Below are 15,180 nucleotides of genomic sequence, written 5' to 3' on the forward strand. Positions count from 1 at the left end.
AAAACGCCGATCTATTTCTTGTCGATTTTTTTGATGTTGCGGTGACATGGTTCGGCAGGTTTTCATTTTGCTGTTTCAGATCGTGCTGGTCACGGGGCTTGGTATAGCAGGCATCCGCATCGCCTCGCTCATGAATGGCGAGGCGGCATATCCAGCGACTGGCCTCTCCGCAAACACGGAAACGCTGTGGACGACCTCTCCGGTCCGGGTCGATCCCCGCCATCAGAATTATGAGCGTATTCCGACCCCGCCTGATCCATACCCCCTGAAAATATACGCGGATCAGCGCCTGCGCGTTGCGTCCAACAATCGCTTCACCTTCAAAGGACAGGAGTTCCGCCTCGCCGGCGTGGAAGACATCGACCGCAACCGGGTTTGCGCCGGGCCTGACGGCCGCCGTTATGCCTGCGGCCTGAAAGCCTTCAAGGCGCTGGAGAACCGCCTACGCGGCAAATATCTGGAATGCCGCATGCTCGAAGAAGGCGGCGGCGTTCCGTCGGTGGAATGCCGGATCAACGGGCAGGATGTGCGGGCGCTCTTGCAATAGTCAACGCGAAGAACAGACAATGCCGCACGAAAGCCCGTGCTGGACGATGGAAATTTGTATTTTAGAAGGTGATTGGTGGAGCTAAGCGGGATCGAACCGCTGACCTCTTGCATGCCATGCAAGCGCTCTCCCAGCTGAGCTATAGCCCCATAAGGGTTCCGGCATTTCGTCCGGTTCCGGGAACCGAAGCGGCTGTTGTTCCGTTCGGTGGCGGCTTACTACTTCGGCTAATCGAAGAGTGCAAGCACAAAAAACAGCCCGGCTTCATTTTTTTGTCGCCGGGCTGGTTTATCCAATAAGATCAAGCTTCTTCGTCGTCGCCCGGTACGCCGATGATGCCGGACATGTCGTCGTCATCGTCGTCTTCGTCGGCTTCAAGGAAGGTGTCGTCGTCGTCGCCGATTTCCACGTCGTCGTCATCGTCGCCCAGGTCCGGGATATCGTCGCCGCTGTTGTCGCCGTCGGCGTCTTCCAGCGATACGAGTTCGACTTCCGTGTTTTCGGCATCGACTTCCGCGACTTCTTCTTCTTCAGCCTGCTCGAGCTTTGCCTGAGCGGTGCTTTCTTCAAAGAAAGAGAGCGGCCAGGACTTGCCGCTATAGGGAGAAACGACCGGGTCGCGGTTCAGATCGTAGAACTTCTTGCCGGTATCGGGGTCTGTGCGCTTGGTACCAAGGTCCGCTTTTGCCACTGTCTAAGCCTCAAATTGTCGAATGAGTTTCGGTGTGTACGCCGTAAAACCGGCATAGACGGTAAAATTTCTAGCCGGTCCCCTTAATCGTTGCGGTCTTTCGTGTCAAAGACAAACTTTGGAGGCCGCCCTCCCATGATGCGACTTGTATGTCAGGCTGCTCATAAAGATTGGAGGCCGACGCACTCTACTGTATTAATGATGGACGCACAGGCAGAAAGCTTCATGACCTTTACGATTGCCATAGATGGGCCAGCTGCGGCGGGCAAAGGGACCTTGTCACGCAAGATTGCGGAGACCTATGGTTTCCATCATCTCGACACCGGGCTGACCTACAGAGCCACGGCCAAGGCACTTCTTGACGCCGGCCTGTCGCTCGATGACGAGAAAGTCGCTGAAAAGGTGGCGCTGCAACTCGACCTTGCCGGCCTCGACCGCGCGGTGCTTTCAAGGCACGATATCGGCGAGGCGGCGTCCAGGATTGCGGTGATGACGCCGGTGAGGCGCGCGCTCGTGACAGCGCAGCAGCGGTTTGCGGCAAAGGAACCGGGCACGGTTCTGGATGGCCGCGACATCGGCACGGTGGTGTGCCCTGATGCGCCGGTGAAACTCTACGTCACCGCTTCGCCGGACGTGCGGGCGCGCAGGCGTTATGATGAAATTGTCGCCAACGGCAGCGTTGCAGACTACGACGCCATTTTCGCCGAGGTGAAGAAACGCGACGAGCGCGACATGGGCCGAGCCGACAGCCCGTTGAAACCGGCTGAAGACGCGCACTTGCTAGATACGTCGGAAATGAGTATAGAGGCGGCGTTTCAGGCCGCGCGGATGATTATCGACGCCGCCCTGAAGAAACAGGTTTTTCGCGGAACCGCTTGAATCGGTCCGCGTTTAGTCCGGAATTGCCTGAAGACATGTCCTTGCGCCGGGAAGCCTTTTGAAAAGGCGGGCATGGGTTCGGGTATCAACAACGCTAGCCCACCGGCGCTTTTGTATTCGCTCTCGCGCGGATGCAATCAGGAGATTTCATGTCAGTATCTACCCCCACGCGCGAAGATTTCGCAGCGCTTCTCGAAGAATCCTTTGCCTCTAACGATCTTGCCGAAGGCTATGTTGCCAAGGGTATCGTGACGGCAATCGAGAAGGACGTTGCCATCGTCGACGTTGGCCTCAAGGTTGAAGGCCGCGTACCGTTGAAGGAATTCGGCGCGAAGTCCAAGGACGGCACGCTGAAGGTCGGCGACGAAGTCGAAGTTTACGTCGAGCGCATCGAAAACGCACTCGGCGAAGCCGTTCTGTCGCGCGAGAAGGCTCGCCGCGAAGAAAGCTGGGTCAAGCTCGAAGCCAAGTTCGAAGCTGGCGAGCGCGTCGAAGGCGTTATCTTCAACCAGGTCAAGGGTGGTTTCACCGTCGATCTGGACGGCGCCGTTGCCTTCCTTCCGCGTTCGCAGGTCGACATCCGTCCGATCCGCGACGTTACCCCGCTGATGCACAACCCGCAGCCCTTCGAAATCCTCAAGATGGACAAGCGTCGCGGCAACATCGTTGTCTCGCGCCGCACGGTTCTCGAAGAGTCCCGCGCCGAGCAGCGTTCTGAAATCGTTCAGAACCTCGAAGAAGGCCAGGTTGTTGACGGCGTCGTCAAGAACATCACCGATTACGGTGCGTTCGTTGACCTCGGCGGCATCGACGGCCTGCTGCACGTTACCGACATGGCATGGCGCCGCGTCAACCATCCTTCGGAAATCCTCAACATTGGCCAGCAGGTCAAGGTTCAGATCATCCGCATCAACCAGGAAACCCACCGTATCTCGCTCGGCATGAAGCAGCTCGAGTCCGATCCGTGGGATGGCATCTCCGCCAAGTACCCGGTTGGCAAGAAGATCTCCGGTACGGTCACGAACATCACCGACTACGGTGCATTCGTAGAGCTGGAGCCGGGCATCGAAGGCCTGATCCACATTTCCGAAATGTCCTGGACCAAGAAGAACGTACATCCCGGCAAGATCCTGTCCACGAGCCAGGAAGTTGACGTTGTCGTTCTCGAAGTCGATCCGTCCAAGCGCCGTATCTCGCTCGGCCTCAAGCAGACGCTGGAAAACCCGTGGCAGGCATTTGCCTTCAGCCATCCGGCCGGCACTGAAGTCGAAGGCGAAGTCAAGAACAAGACCGAATTCGGCCTGTTCATCGGCCTCGAAGGCGATGTCGACGGCATGGTTCACCTGTCGGATCTCGACTGGAACCGTCCGGGCGAACAGGTCATCGAAGAGTTCAACAAGGGTGACGTGGTCAAGGCCGTCGTTCTCGATGTTGACGTCGAGAAGGAACGCATCTCGCTCGGCATCAAGCAGCTCGGCAAGGATGCTGTCGGTGAAGCCGCAACGTCCGGCGACCTGCGCAAGAACGCAGTCGTTTCGTGCGAAGTCATCGCCGTTAACGACGGTGGCGTGGAAGTGAAGCTCGTCAACCACGAGGACATCACCTCCTTCATCCGCCGCAACGACCTCGCACGCGATCGTGACGATCAGCGTCCGGAGCGTTTCGCAGTTGGCCAGGTTTTCGACGCTCGCGTCGTCAACTTCTCGAAGAAGGACCGCAAGGTCATGCTTTCGATCAAGGCTCTGGAAATCGCTGAAGAGAAGGAAGCCGTCGCACAGTTCGGTTCGTCCGACTCTGGCGCTTCGCTCGGCGACATCCTCGGTGCGGCTCTGAAGAACCGCAGCGAATAATCGCTAGAGATCGTTTGATATAAAGAACCCGCCGGAATTTTCCGGCGGGTTTTTTGTTGGCTACAGTGTTCGTGGCACAGGCCAATGGGCGGCGCGGAATTCAGTGCATGCCACTCATCTTGAGGTAATAATTTTCCGCACTGTCGTCGAAAGCCGCTGTCCGCGGATTTTCCCCATCCCCAATCTCGTCATTGGCGGCCACCCGCTCTTCCATCTCGTCTTGACCGTCGGGATTTTCGCCCTCCGCCTCGCCATTCGCTTCATCCTCGGAAAATGGACCACGCCCGCGATGCGGCGTTTCCGATTCGTGGTCCTCTTCCGCCGGTGGGTATGCGACGAGCGGTAACGGCGTGCCGTCTTTTGCCAGAGCTGCAGCGATCAGCGATTGCGAGGCCGTTTGTTCCAGCATCGCCATTCTTGCTTCCGGGTCGAGAGCGGCGCGGGGCATGGGCTGGGCTTCTGGCCGGTTGGTAATCGTCTCCGTTTCCTCCCCGGTCGGGTGGATGGGCGCTGCGAGGGCAGTTTTTTCGGCAGGCTGCTCTTCGAGTGGTTGCGGTACGGCGCCCGGTGGCGTGGCGGAAAGCTGGGCAGCGGTGGTGGCCTTGGCGGGAAGTTTGCCGGCCACTGCAGCAAGGAGCAGGTTTTCCATATCCTTGGCGCCAGCCGTGGACTGGCCGGATGGCGGGTTCAAGGTAGTGCGGATTTCCCTCGGCTCCAGCTTCATCGTGTCCCGATGCTGAAGTGCAGGGCGCATCTCGGCGTTCTCAGCCCGTGGCGGATTTGCCGGGCGGGCATCTGTCGAAGCTTCTTTTGTTGTGCTGCCCGTTTGCGGCTGAGGCGAGCGTACGGTGCTTTCGGCGGCTTTCCCTTCCGGTTTTGCCGAATCGTGCGGAGAGTCGAACATGTCGGCAGGTGGGGCGGGAAGATTGGCCTGCGGGCCTTGCGGCGCTGCCTGCGCCGCAACCATGGCTTTTATTGCGGCGGCGCTTTGGGCAAGCGGGCCGATGAGCATAGGCAACAGCCGGCCGGGCGCGGCGGCGGTTGCCGGTTGTGCTGTTGTTGTGGTGGTCGTTGCCGGGTTTGGGCGGCCGTCAGCACTCTGGCTCGGGCCGTTCTGCTGTCTCGCTTGCACTGGCTGCGCGGTCACCGGATTGGCCGAATTGTTCTGCTGATAAGAGGACACCACCGCCTTCGCCGCAAGATCCGTTCCCTTGTAGCGGGAAAGTTCGATCAGCAGCGCAAGCCTTGCGGCATCCGGCCCGGTTGGCTGTTTCAGGATTTCTGCGAGCATCGAAAGGCTCAACCCCTGCAGGACTTTGCTGACCTGTTGTTCCAGCGCCAGGCGCTGCGGTGCGGGCAGGGCGCGCAGCGCATCCGTCAGACGCATCACATAGGTTTGAATGGCTTCGCCGTCGCGCCTTGGGAGGTTCATCAGCTTGCCAAGCGCCTCCGCCAGAACGGCGGTGCTGCGGGAAAGCTGATATTCGCTGGCGAGAGAGGTGACTGCGGCTTTGGCGAAAAGACTGCTGCCATTGTCGGGAGCAAGATTGCTTGCCTGCGGCTGCACGGCCTCCTTCGGCTCCACGCGCTGCGTCTGCGAGGCTGCGGCTCCATAGGCGGCATCGGCTGCCGGAATTTTCGGTACAGGCGGTAACATGCTGCGCTCCGTTCCTATCGATTACCGCCGCTGGCTGCGAAAGGGCCAGTCCCTGGCTCTCTGATCCGCATTTGGCCTATGTTGAAAGATTGCCGCGCCGGTGATGTACAGGTGTCATCTCGCCCGCTCATGCGGGAGCGCCGTGTGCGTCGCTGGCAGGAATGCCAGCTCTTCGCGATGCACACAGAATCATCAACCCTGAGTCTGGGCCGTAGATATTAAGAATTCGCTAACCATAAAAATCGTGTCGATATGGCAATCAGGGAGAGACGCTGATGAACATGCGGTAAAGCCCGTTATCGTCGGAATTGACCGATGAAATATGGTCCGGTTCGCTATCCGCTGCCTCAAAGGCTTCCGGTGGCATCGCGTCGAGCCAGCTTGCCTTGGGAAAACCTCTCTCGGGGCGATTTTCCACGGGGGCGATGAGGTTGTCTTCCTCGCTTGCGGCAACGAAATTGTCGTCATTCGGCGCCAGCGGCGGAGCGGCGATGGAGAGCAGCGCTTGCGCCGCATTTGGTTCGGCATCGAGGCCGGCGCTGCCGGATATGCCGGAAATTTGAGACATGTTTGAACTCACATCATGTTTCGCTCAAGTGACTATCGGTAGCGGCGAGATCATGCCGCCTTCTTCTTCAGCAGTGCATAAATTCCATTGTCGTCTATCGAGATCGGCAAAATGGCGCTGCGGGCGTTATCGACGACTGCCTGAACATCAAGCAGTTTTTCGGCGTCGTCTTTCTGATCGGCTTCCGTCTTGGTTGCGGCGTCTGTCTCTGCGGGTTCGTTGTCATTTTCAGCCTGGGCCGTTTCGCTTGATGGCGTTGCCGCGAGCACGGAGATAAGGGCGATTTCCGATGAAATATCGACCGGGCCTTGCCCGTCAGTGCCTTGCGCTTTTTCTTCGGCGGCAGCGTCTATGTGTTCCTTCACGACGTCCTGAAGTTTTTGCACATCCTCCAGCTTGCCCTGTGCGTCTCGGGTCTGGATATCCTCTTCCCGCTCCGCCGCAACTTCGGCATCGTTGATTTCGCCCATGCGGTTTTTGCCGCGTTCGGCCTGCAATTCTTCCTTGGTTTTCGGATCGGCAACGTCTTCCAGGCGCTGGATGACCTTCATGGTTTCCCGTGTCATGAATTGGGTGCCCTGCGCCTGATCGTTCAGCGCATTCTTCACGGCGCGTGCCGCATCGCCAAATGGGTTTGCGATTGCGGCGATCATCTGCTGCGCGGAAATACCAAGTTCCTTGAGGCCAGTCGATTCTTCGAGATCATTGACATTTTTGGGTGCGGTGGCGCGCACTGCCATGATTGCTTTCGACATCTGCACGCCGAAATCTTCTTCCTTGCCGCTCAGGCCGGCATTTTGGGCAATGCGTGCGGCAAGTGCTGCCATGGGCGCGGTCTTGGCAGTTACGCCGTTATTCAGGACTTCCACGACCTGCGCTTCCGAAACGCCGAAGGATTTCAGCGAAATCGTCGTGGCTTTTCCTGCCGCATCGGTTTTTTCAAAGCCGTCGGTCAGGGTCAGCGCGTCCTGAAGCCTTTGTGCGAAAGCGGCGTTCGATTCATTGTTTTCCTGGGTGATGCCAAGCGCAGACGAGAAACGGGAGACAAGCGAGGCGAAGGCATCGCCATCAGGCTTCATGGCGCCGAACAGATAGGCGCTTATCTTTTCATTGGCAACGCGATGGCTTTGGTCCGGCTGCGGCTGGGTCTTTATCGTCTCGTCTTTTTTGGTACCGTTCGCTTTTTCCTGCTCTTCGCGATGGCGTTCCTCAATGGTTTCCACCATCGACCGCATGAGGTCGCTGACTGCAATGCTTGCCGTCTGCTGCAACGGTGTAATCATCTGGAAGTCCCCGGCCACCCAAAGTTGCGGCCGAGAATAGGCAGTTTCGGTAAATCAGTCCTTAAACGAAGCGTGAAACCGCTCAGCTATGGGCGAAGATATCCGTTTCGTCCCAGCCCAGAAGATCGAGCTTGGCACGGGTCGGCAGAAACGCGAAACAGGCATCGGCATGATCGAGGCGACCATCACGCACGAGGCGGTGTGTCAGCTTGTCGCGCAGCGCATGCAAATGCAGCACATCGGATGCAGCATATTCGAGCTGTGCGGGTGACAGTTTTTCTGCTGCCCAGTCGGACGATTGCTGCGCCTTGGAGATGTCGACCTCAAGCATTTCCTTCAGATTGTCCTTCAGCCCGTGCCGGTCGGTATAGGTGCGGGTCAGGCGGGAGGCGATCTTGGTGCAGAAAACCGGCGTCGTCGTCACACCGAACGTGTGGAACAGAACGGCGATATCGAAACGGCCATAGTGAAAAATCTTCTGCCGGGCAGGGTCTGCAAGCATATGGGTGAGGTTTGGAGCCTCCTTCTGGCCGGCGGCGATGCGGATGACATCCGCCGTACCGTCTCCAGGAGAAAGCTGAACGACACAGAGACGGTCGCGGCGTGGCACCAGCCCCAGTGTTTCCGTATCGATTGCGATGGCGCCAAGGTAGCGTGCGGCATCTGCGGCGGAAATATCGCCTTCGTGATAACGGATGGTTGCTGCCATTGTCTTGCTCCGGGAATGTCCAGTTCGTTGCTCCGGCTATAACGGAAAGACAGGTTTGACGATACCGTTTTGTAGGTCGCTCCGACGCGCCTTGGCGCATGTCCCCTTGGTACTTGCGTTTGCGAAAGTCTCCGGGTTAGGTTTGCGGAAATCCTGTTTCTCCAAATTGTATGAAATTTCCTATGACAAAGAAAATCTATCTCGCCGGGCCGGAGGTCTTCCTCCCGAATGCCCGTGAAATGCTCGACCTCAAGGCCTCGCTTGCACGCGAGGCCGGGTTTACGCCGCTTTCGCCGGGCGATTTGGAAATTCCGCCCGCGGACACGAAAATCGGCCACGGCTGCAACATCAATGCCATAGACGAGCGGATGATGCTGGAAGCGGATGCGGTCATCGCCAATCTCACGCCGTTTCGCGGCATCGCCGCCGATACGGGAACGAGCTACGAACTGGGGTTCATGTGCGCGCTGGGCAAGCCGGTTTTCGCCTACACCAATGTCGCGGCCAATCACTTCACCCGCATCAAGGCGCAATATAACGGTGTTGCCGCAATCGATGAAACAGGGCGCTATCGCGGCCCGGACGGTTTGTCGATCGAGAATTTCGACATGGTCGACAATCTCATGCTGCACGGCGGAATTTTGCGGCGTGGCGGCGTCGTCATCGTTGGCAACGCGACGGCAGAGGCCCTTTATACGGATCTCGAGGCGTATAAGCGCTGTCTGGCGGCCGCCGCTGAAAAATTACTGACACAGACTGATCCCGACAGAACGAATTTACTGGAGACATCATCATGAGCGGTACCATCCTCATCACCGGCGCCACGTCCGGCTTCGGACAGGCCACGGCGCGGCGCTTCGTCAAGGAAGGCTGGAAGGTCATTGGCACAGGTCGGCGGGCGGAACGGCTGGAGGCCCTGGCGCAAGAACTCGGCTCCGCCTTTCACGGCGCTGCCTTCGATGTTACCGACGAAGATGCCACTAAAAAGGCACTTGCGGCTTTGCCGGAAGGTTTCCGGGACATCGATATTCTCGTCAACAATGCGGGGCTTGCGCTCGGCACCGCACCTGCACCGCAGGTGCCGCTGAAAGACTGGCAGACCATGGTGAACACCAACATCACCGGTCTTTTGAACATCACCCACCATCTTTTGCCCACGTTGATCGACCGCAAGGGCATTGTCATCAACCTTTCCTCGGTAGCTGCGCACTGGCCCTATGCGGGCGGCAATGTCTATGCCGGAACGAAAGCCTTCCTGCGGCAATTCTCGCTAGGTCTGCGCTCCGACCTGCATGGCAAGGGCGTGCGCGTCACCTCGATCGAACCGGGCATGTGCGAAACGGAATTCACGCTTGTTCGCACCGGCGGCAATCAGGATGCCTCGGACAATCTTTACAAGGGCGTCAATCCGATCACGGCCGAGGATATCGCCAATACGATCCATTGGGTCGCCTCGCAGCCCAAACATATCAACATCAACAGCCTCGAACTCATGCCGGTCAACCAGTCCTTTGCCGGTTTTCAAGTGCATCGGGAAAGTTGATTTCCAACGTCTTCTGCGGGAGTGCTAAAAAACAAAGCAGGAATTTTCGAGCTATGCAAAAATGCAATGCTGCATTGCGAGACTTGCTCTGTTAAAAATCGCGGATACCGCTATATTCAAAACATCGAAGCGACGCACTCCTCCTCCCAGTGTCGCTCGATGCGGATCGGTGGTACTCCTCCTCCCAATCACCGATCAAGTTTGAAGCCTGCCGCACCTCCTCCCGCGGCAGGCTTTTTCCTTTTCTGGGCTTCTTTTTCCAATGCATCTTGCGGTGAGGTTTCTGCGCGCCGTCTGCGCCCGGATGACCGATACCCCGCTTTTCCCCTTAAGTTTTCGGGGGATTTCTGATTTTCCCGTCAAGGCGATGATTGTCGAAATCGGGCGCGTGTCGATCACGATTTCGTTATGTCTAGATGAATATGCACAGTTTTGTGGCGGTGCATCGTCCTGGCCCATTGCTTAGGCCCCGGCCTGTGTTTAAGCATTGGCAAAAGAACGCTTGGGAGTTGCCGACACGCTTGTGTCTGTGCGCCTGAAAGCGGCGGGGAGAGAATGGCAGACTTTCAAGAGGCGCTGAAGCGGTTTCAGCCGATCGCGGTTTCATCGATCGCTGAAGACGAGCTCGGGTTGCGGTTGCGCGGCCTGCAAGCGCAGCTAATCCAGCAAAATATCAAGGCGGTCTGGCTCGATGCATCATCGTCGCTGACCTATTATACTGGCCTGTCGCTTGGTCTTTCGGAGCGCATTCACGGCGCCCTGGTGCCGGCAGAAGGCAAGCCGGTCTATGTCAGTCCGGCATTTGAGGAGCCGAAACTACGGACGATGATCCGTATCGAGGGCGAAGTTGCCGTCTGGGAAGAGGATGAAAGTCCTTTTGACCTGATGGCAAAGCGCATCGAAGCGCTCGGCTGTCCCGGCCACCTTGTCGCGATCGATCCTGCCACTCCTTTCGTTTTCGCATCGGCCCTGATGCAGCGTCTGGAAGGCCGCATCATTTCCGCCCAGCCGATGATTGTCGCACAGCGGCAGGTCAAATCCGCAGCCGAGATTGCCATCATCCAGGCGGCGATGGATGCGAGCTACGGCGTGCAGAAGGCCGTGTTCGAGGGGCTGCGTCCCGGCATATCCACCACGGAAGTGGCTGACTTCGTTAACGCCGCACATGTTGCGCTTGGCATGAAGCCGCTTTTCGTGGCGGTTCAGTTCGGCGAGGCGACGGCTTATCCGCATGGCGTGCCCTATGCGCAGACGCTTGTTGACGGCGACATGGTGCTGGTCGATCTCGGCGGCATCCTTCATGGCTATCGTTCGGATATCACCCGCACCTATGTGTTCGGCCAGCCGACGGAACGGCAGCGTTTTCTCTGGAACGCCGAGCGGGACGCGCAGGCTGCTGCCTTTGACGCGGCCCGGGTCGGTGCTGCCTGCTCGGACGTGGACAAGGCCGCGCGCGACAGCCTGAAGGCGGCCGGTTTTGGGCCGGATTATCAGGTTCCGGGTCTACCGCATCGCACCGGCCATGGGCTTGGGCTGGATATTCACGAAGAACCCTATATCGTTGCAGGAAATGCCACGGCACTTCAGCCGGGAATGTGCTTTTCCATCGAGCCGATGCTGTGCGTTTATGGGGAATGCGGCGTCCGTCTCGAGGATATAGCTTATATGACGGAGGCGGGACCACGCTGGTTCTGCCCGTCGGAAAAGAACCTCGACCGGCTGTTCCAGCCGGTCGCCGGGTAATTGGTCGGGAGGCACAGGACCGAACGGCGACACGGGGCTCCGCGTCGTCGCTGACCAGGACAGGTAGGCCCCTTAAAACGGGGTCGCATAAACTCAGAAAAAGAGGGAAAGGACCACCAGATGAAAACGCTGACCCGCAGTTTGCTTATAGCCTCTGCGCTTGCGATGGCTTCCGCCGTGCCCGCCATGGCGAAGACCTTCGTTTATTGCTCCGAGGCATCTCCGGAAGGCTTCGATCCTTCGCCTTACACCGCCGGCGGCACCTTCGATGCCTCCGCGCATCCGGTCTACAACCGTCTGACCGAGTTCAAGAAGGGCACGACCGAAGTTGAGCCAGGCCTTGCCGAAAAGTGGGAAGTTTCGAGCGATGGCCTCGAATACACGTTCCACCTGCGCAAGGGCGTAAAGTGGCACTCCAACGAGAAGTTCACGCCAAGCCGCGATTTCAACGCCGATGATGTGATCTTCAGCTACAACCGCCAGGGTGACACAAAGAACCCGTGGAACCAGTATATCGCAGGCATCACCTACGAATATTACAACTCCATGGAAATGCCGTCGCTGATCAAGGAAATCGTCAAGGTTGACGATTACACCGTGAAGTTCGTGCTGACCCGTCCTGAAGCTCCGTTCCTTGCCAATATCGCGATGCCTTTCGCTTCGATCGTTTCGAAGGAATATGCTGATACGCTTGATAAGGCCGGCACCAAGGAAGACTTCAACAACCTGCCGATCGGCACCGGCCCGTTCAAGTTCGTCGCCTATCAGAAGGACGCGGTCATCCGCTACCAGAAGAACGCCGACTACTGGGGCGAAGCTCCGAAGATCGACGATCTGATCTTCGCGATCACGCCGGACGCTGCCGTTCGTCTGCAGAAGCTGAAGGCTGGCGAATGCCACCTTATGCCTTATCCGGCCCCGGCCGACCTCGCCACCATTCGTGCCGATTCCAACCTCAAGCTCGATGAACAGCCGGGCCTGAACGTTGCCTACTTCGCCTACAACACCACTGTTGCACCTTTCGACAAGCCGGAAGTCCGCAAGGCGCTGAACATGGCGATGAACAAGCAGGCCATCATCGACGCCGTATTCCAGGGTGCCGGCACGGTTGCCAAGAACCCGATCCCGCCGACGATGTGGTCCTACAACGACAGCATCAAGGACGATCCTTACGATCCGGAAGCTGCCAAGAAGGCTCTCGAAGCCGCTGGCGTCAAGGATCTGACGATGAAGATCTGGGCGATGCCGGTTCAGCGTCCATACATGCCGAATGCCCGCCGCACCGCCGAGCTGATCCAGTCGGATTTCGCGAAGGTTGGCGTCAAGGCCGAGATCGTCTCCTTCGAATGGGGTGAATACCTCAAGAAGTCGACTGAAGTGAACCGCGACGGTGCCGTCATCCTCGGCTGGACCGGCGACAACGGTGACCCTGATAACTTCATGGGCGTTCTGCTTTCCTGCGCTGCAACCGGCGAAGGCGGTGCAAACCGTGCTCAGTGGTGCAACAAGGAGTTCTCCGAACTGCTTTCCAAGGCAAAGCAGACCACTGACGTTGCCGAGCGCACCAAGCTTTATGAGCAGGCGCAGGTGATCTTCAAGGAACAGGCTCCGTGGGCGACGCTTGCGCACTCCACGCAGTTCGTTCCGATGTCCGCCAAGGTTTCCGGCTTTACCATGAGCCCACTTGGCGACTTCACCTTCGAATCCGTCGATATCGCTGAGTAATCCCAAACAACAGGACGCGCGGAAGAACTCAGGTTCTTTCGCGCGTCTTTTCAGGAAAAAACCATGATCCGGTTCATTTTCGGCAAACTTCTCTATCTCGTTCCGACATTTCTCGGGATTACCATCGTTGCCTTTGCCTTCGTTCGCGTCCTGCCGGGCGATCCCGTGCTGTTGATGGCGGGTGAGCGCGGCATTTCGCCCGAGCGGCATGCACAACTTGCCGAACAGCTCGGCTTCAGCCAGCCTATCTGGCAGCAATATCTCCATTTTCTGGGGCGGCTGCTTCAGGGTGATCTCGGCAATTCGCTGGTCACCAAGAAACCCGTTCTGACCGAGTTCCTGGCGCTCTTCCCCGCGACAGTCGAGCTTGGCCTCGTCGCCATCATCCTCGCCACACTGATCGGTGTGCCGGTCGGCGTCATCGCCGCCATCCGCCGTGGCTCGTGGTTCGACCAGATCTCCATGACGACGGCGCTGGTTGGCTTCTCCATGCCTATCTTCTGGTGGGGCCTGCTGCTCATCATCATGTTCTCCGGCATCCTCCAATGGACACCGGTGTCGGGCCGTATCTCGTTGATGTATTTCTTCCCTTCCGTCACCGGTTTCATGCTGATTGACAGCCTGATTTCAGGGCAGAAGGGTGCTTTCGCTTCGGCTCTGTCACATCTCATCCTGCCTTCGGTGGTGCTTGCCACCATCCCGCTTGCAGTTATTGCCCGCCAGACACGGTCGGCAATGCTCGAAGTCCTCGGTGAGGATTATGTGCGGACAGCGCGTGCAAAGGGCATGTCGCCGTCCCGTGTCGTCGGCGTTCACGCATTGCGCAACGCCATGATCCCGGTCATCACCACCATCGGCCTGCAGATCGGTGTGCTGATGGCGGGTGCAATCCTGACCGAAACCATCTTCTCCTGGCCGGGCATCGGCAAGTGGATGATCGATTCCATCTCGCGCCGCGACTATCCGGTCGTGCAGAGCGGCCTGCTTCTGATCGCGGGTCTGGTGATGATCGTCAACCTGCTTGTCGATCTCACCTATGGCCTCATCAATCCAAGGATCCGTCACAAATGAGCGATGTGACCACAGCTCCCGGCGTCAGGCTTTCCGACGCCGCCATCCGCCGCCGGATGATCGCCGATTTCTGGTTCTACTTCCGCCAGAACCGTGGCGCCGTCGTCGGCCTTGCCGTCTTCCTTCTTCTGGTTCTGATCGCGGTTTTCGCAGCCGTGATTGCCCCGCATGACCCGACCCAGCAATATAGAGACGCGTTGCTCGTCCCGCCGGTCTGGCAGGATGGAGGCCGTACCGCATTCCTGCTCGGCACCGACGCTGTCGGCCGCGACATGCTGTCCCGACTGATCTATGGCGCGCAATATTCGCTGTTCATCGGCGTCGTCGTTGTTTCCATCGCCCTTGTCGGCGGCATTGTCATCGGTCTCGTCGCCGGCTTCTTCGGCGGCTGGGTGGACACTGTCATCATGCGCGTGATGGACGTCATCCTGGCGTTTCCATCGCTGCTTCTGGCACTGGTGCTGGTTGCGATCCTGGGTCCGGGGTTGACCAACGCCATGATCGCGATTGCCATCGTCTATCAGCCGCATTTCGCGCGTCTGACGCGTGCAGCTGTCATGAGCGAGCTTCGGCGTGAATATGTCACCGCCGCCCGTGTGGCGGGTGCCGGCAATTTCCGGCTGATGTTCAAGACGATTTTGCCGAACTGCCTTGCACCTTTGATCGTGCAGGCGACGCTCTCCTTCTCATCTGCCGTTCTCGATGCGGCGGCTCTCGGCTTCCTCGGCATGGGCGCGCAGCCGCCCGCATCCGAATGGGGCACGATGCTGGCCGAAGCCCGCGAGTTCATCCTGCGCGCCTGGTGGGTCGTTACCCTTCCCGGCCTGACGATTCTCGTATCGGTGCTCGCCATCAACCTGATGGGTGACGGGCTGCGCGATGCGCTCGATCCCAAACTGAAGCGGAGCTAAGCG

14 protein-coding genes and 1 tRNA gene are annotated in these 15,180 nt (G+C 58.5%); 9 read left to right on the forward strand and 6 right to left on the reverse strand.

Going from position 1 to position 15,180, the window contains the following annotated elements:
- The first annotated feature begins 46 nt into the window (after nt 1–46).
- Entirely contained in the window at nt 47–547 is a 501-nt protein-coding gene (locus AC1DCP_RS18670; RefSeq protein ID WP_174041183.1) for a thermonuclease family protein, read from the forward strand.
- A gap of 73 nt (nt 548–620) precedes the next feature.
- On the opposite strand, the gene AC1DCP_RS18675 is transcribed toward AC1DCP_RS18670, so the two are convergent.
- Both AC1DCP_RS18675 and AC1DCP_RS18680 read right to left on the reverse strand, forming a co-directional pair.
- Nucleotides 621–696, reverse strand: a tRNA-Ala gene (locus tag AC1DCP_RS18675).
- Between the two features lie 152 nt (nt 697–848).
- Complete coding sequence (locus AC1DCP_RS18680; protein WP_004431900.1) at nt 849–1,238, reverse strand: TIGR02300 family protein; 390 nt, start codon at nt 1,236–1,238, stop codon at nt 849–851.
- A gap of 198 nt (nt 1,239–1,436) precedes the next feature.
- Here AC1DCP_RS18680 and cmk point away from each other — a divergent pair, with 198 nt between their 5' ends.
- Together cmk and rpsA are read left to right on the forward strand one after the other, a co-directional pair.
- On the forward strand, nt 1,437–2,117 hold the full coding sequence (gene cmk, locus AC1DCP_RS18685) for a (d)CMP kinase (protein WP_004431904.1): 681 nt from the start codon (nt 1,437–1,439) through the stop codon (nt 2,115–2,117).
- A gap of 149 nt (nt 2,118–2,266) precedes the next feature.
- Nucleotides 2,267–3,967 carry a 30S ribosomal protein S1 gene (gene rpsA, locus AC1DCP_RS18690; RefSeq protein WP_004431908.1) on the forward strand — a complete coding sequence of 567 codons (1,701 nt, stop codon included), beginning with the start codon at nt 2,267–2,269 and terminating at the stop codon, nt 3,965–3,967.
- A gap of 100 nt (nt 3,968–4,067) precedes the next feature.
- Here the strand turns inward: rpsA and AC1DCP_RS18695 are convergent, their stop codons facing one another.
- The 4 genes from AC1DCP_RS18695 to AC1DCP_RS18710 form a co-directional block, all read right to left on the reverse strand.
- Nucleotides 4,068–5,624, reverse strand: coding sequence for a hypothetical protein (locus AC1DCP_RS18695; RefSeq protein ID WP_476774561.1), 1,557 nt, complete (start codon nt 5,622–5,624; stop codon nt 4,068–4,070).
- Nucleotides 5,625–5,883: 259 nt separating this feature from the next.
- Nucleotides 5,884–6,192 carry a hypothetical protein gene (locus tag AC1DCP_RS18700; RefSeq protein ID WP_004431913.1) on the reverse strand — a complete coding sequence of 103 codons (309 nt, stop codon included), beginning with the start codon at nt 6,190–6,192 and terminating at the stop codon, nt 5,884–5,886.
- Between the two features lie 50 nt (nt 6,193–6,242).
- Nucleotides 6,243–7,475, reverse strand: coding sequence for a hypothetical protein (locus AC1DCP_RS18705; RefSeq protein ID WP_004431915.1), 1,233 nt, complete (start codon nt 7,473–7,475; stop codon nt 6,243–6,245).
- Between the two features lie 82 nt (nt 7,476–7,557).
- The gene (locus tag AC1DCP_RS18710) at nt 7,558–8,184 is read right to left on the reverse strand and encodes a ribonuclease D (protein ID WP_004431923.1); all 627 of its coding nucleotides are present in this window, start codon (nt 8,182–8,184) and stop codon (nt 7,558–7,560) included.
- Between the two features lie 182 nt (nt 8,185–8,366).
- Here AC1DCP_RS18710 and AC1DCP_RS18715 point away from each other — a divergent pair, with 182 nt between their 5' ends.
- The 6 genes from AC1DCP_RS18715 to AC1DCP_RS18740 all read left to right on the forward strand — a co-directional run bounded on the left by AC1DCP_RS18715 (nt 8,367) and on the right by AC1DCP_RS18740 (nt 15,177).
- Complete coding sequence (locus AC1DCP_RS18715) at nt 8,367–8,981, forward strand: nucleoside 2-deoxyribosyltransferase (RefSeq protein WP_025595211.1); 615 nt, start codon at nt 8,367–8,369, stop codon at nt 8,979–8,981.
- Nucleotides 8,978–9,727 carry an SDR family oxidoreductase gene (locus AC1DCP_RS18720; RefSeq protein ID WP_004431929.1) on the forward strand — a complete coding sequence of 250 codons (750 nt, stop codon included), beginning with the start codon at nt 8,978–8,980 and terminating at the stop codon, nt 9,725–9,727. The genes AC1DCP_RS18715 and AC1DCP_RS18720 overlap by 4 nt, the downstream gene beginning before the upstream one ends.
- 555 nt (nt 9,728–10,282) lie before the next feature.
- Nucleotides 10,283–11,470, forward strand: coding sequence for a M24 family metallopeptidase (locus tag AC1DCP_RS18725; RefSeq protein ID WP_112959618.1), 1,188 nt, complete (start codon nt 10,283–10,285; stop codon nt 11,468–11,470).
- Nucleotides 11,471–11,590: 120 nt separating this feature from the next.
- Nucleotides 11,591–13,195: an ABC transporter substrate-binding protein gene (locus AC1DCP_RS18730; RefSeq protein WP_004431933.1), complete on the forward strand. Its 1,605-nt coding sequence runs from the start codon at nt 11,591–11,593 to the stop codon at nt 13,193–13,195.
- 63 nt (nt 13,196–13,258) lie between these two features.
- Nucleotides 13,259–14,266, forward strand: a complete 1,008-nt coding sequence (locus AC1DCP_RS18735; RefSeq protein WP_004431937.1) for an ABC transporter permease subunit — start codon at nt 13,259–13,261, stop codon at nt 14,264–14,266.
- A complete protein-coding gene (locus AC1DCP_RS18740; RefSeq protein WP_004431940.1) occupies nt 14,263–15,177 on the forward strand; it encodes an ABC transporter permease subunit in 915 nt (304 codons plus the stop codon). Before AC1DCP_RS18735 ends, AC1DCP_RS18740 begins: the two co-directional genes overlap by 4 nt.
- The last annotated feature ends 3 nt before the right edge of the window (nt 15,178–15,180 follow it).

This window comes from Agrobacterium sp. 10T429 (assembly GCF_056393925.1).

Bases quoted from the DNA above. Each gene is read 5' to 3' on its own strand.
- AC1DCP_RS18670 (WP_174041183.1), top strand. From the start codon at position 47: ATGGTTCGGCAGGTTTTCATTTTGCTGTTTCAGATCGTGCTGGTCACG.
- cmk (WP_004431904.1), top strand. From the start codon at position 1,437: ATGATGGACGCACAGGCAGAAAGCTTCATGACCTTTACGATTGCCATA.
- rpsA (WP_004431908.1), top strand. From the start codon at position 2,267: ATGTCAGTATCTACCCCCACGCGCGAAGATTTCGCAGCGCTTCTCGAA.
- AC1DCP_RS18695 (WP_476774561.1), bottom strand. From the start codon at position 5,624: ATGTTACCGCCTGTACCGAAAATTCCGGCAGCCGATGCCGCCTATGGA.
- AC1DCP_RS18700 (WP_004431913.1), bottom strand. From the start codon at position 6,192: ATGTCTCAAATTTCCGGCATATCCGGCAGCGCCGGCCTCGATGCCGAA.
- AC1DCP_RS18705 (WP_004431915.1), bottom strand. From the start codon at position 7,475: ATGATTACACCGTTGCAGCAGACGGCAAGCATTGCAGTCAGCGACCTC.
- AC1DCP_RS18710 (WP_004431923.1), bottom strand. From the start codon at position 8,184: ATGGCAGCAACCATCCGTTATCACGAAGGCGATATTTCCGCCGCAGAT.
- AC1DCP_RS18715 (WP_025595211.1), top strand. From the start codon at position 8,367: ATGACAAAGAAAATCTATCTCGCCGGGCCGGAGGTCTTCCTCCCGAAT.
- AC1DCP_RS18720 (WP_004431929.1), top strand. From the start codon at position 8,978: ATGAGCGGTACCATCCTCATCACCGGCGCCACGTCCGGCTTCGGACAG.
- AC1DCP_RS18725 (WP_112959618.1), top strand. From the start codon at position 10,283: ATGGCAGACTTTCAAGAGGCGCTGAAGCGGTTTCAGCCGATCGCGGTT.
- AC1DCP_RS18730 (WP_004431933.1), top strand. From the start codon at position 11,591: ATGAAAACGCTGACCCGCAGTTTGCTTATAGCCTCTGCGCTTGCGATG.
- AC1DCP_RS18735 (WP_004431937.1), top strand. From the start codon at position 13,259: ATGATCCGGTTCATTTTCGGCAAACTTCTCTATCTCGTTCCGACATTT.
- AC1DCP_RS18740 (WP_004431940.1), top strand. From the start codon at position 14,263: ATGAGCGATGTGACCACAGCTCCCGGCGTCAGGCTTTCCGACGCCGCC.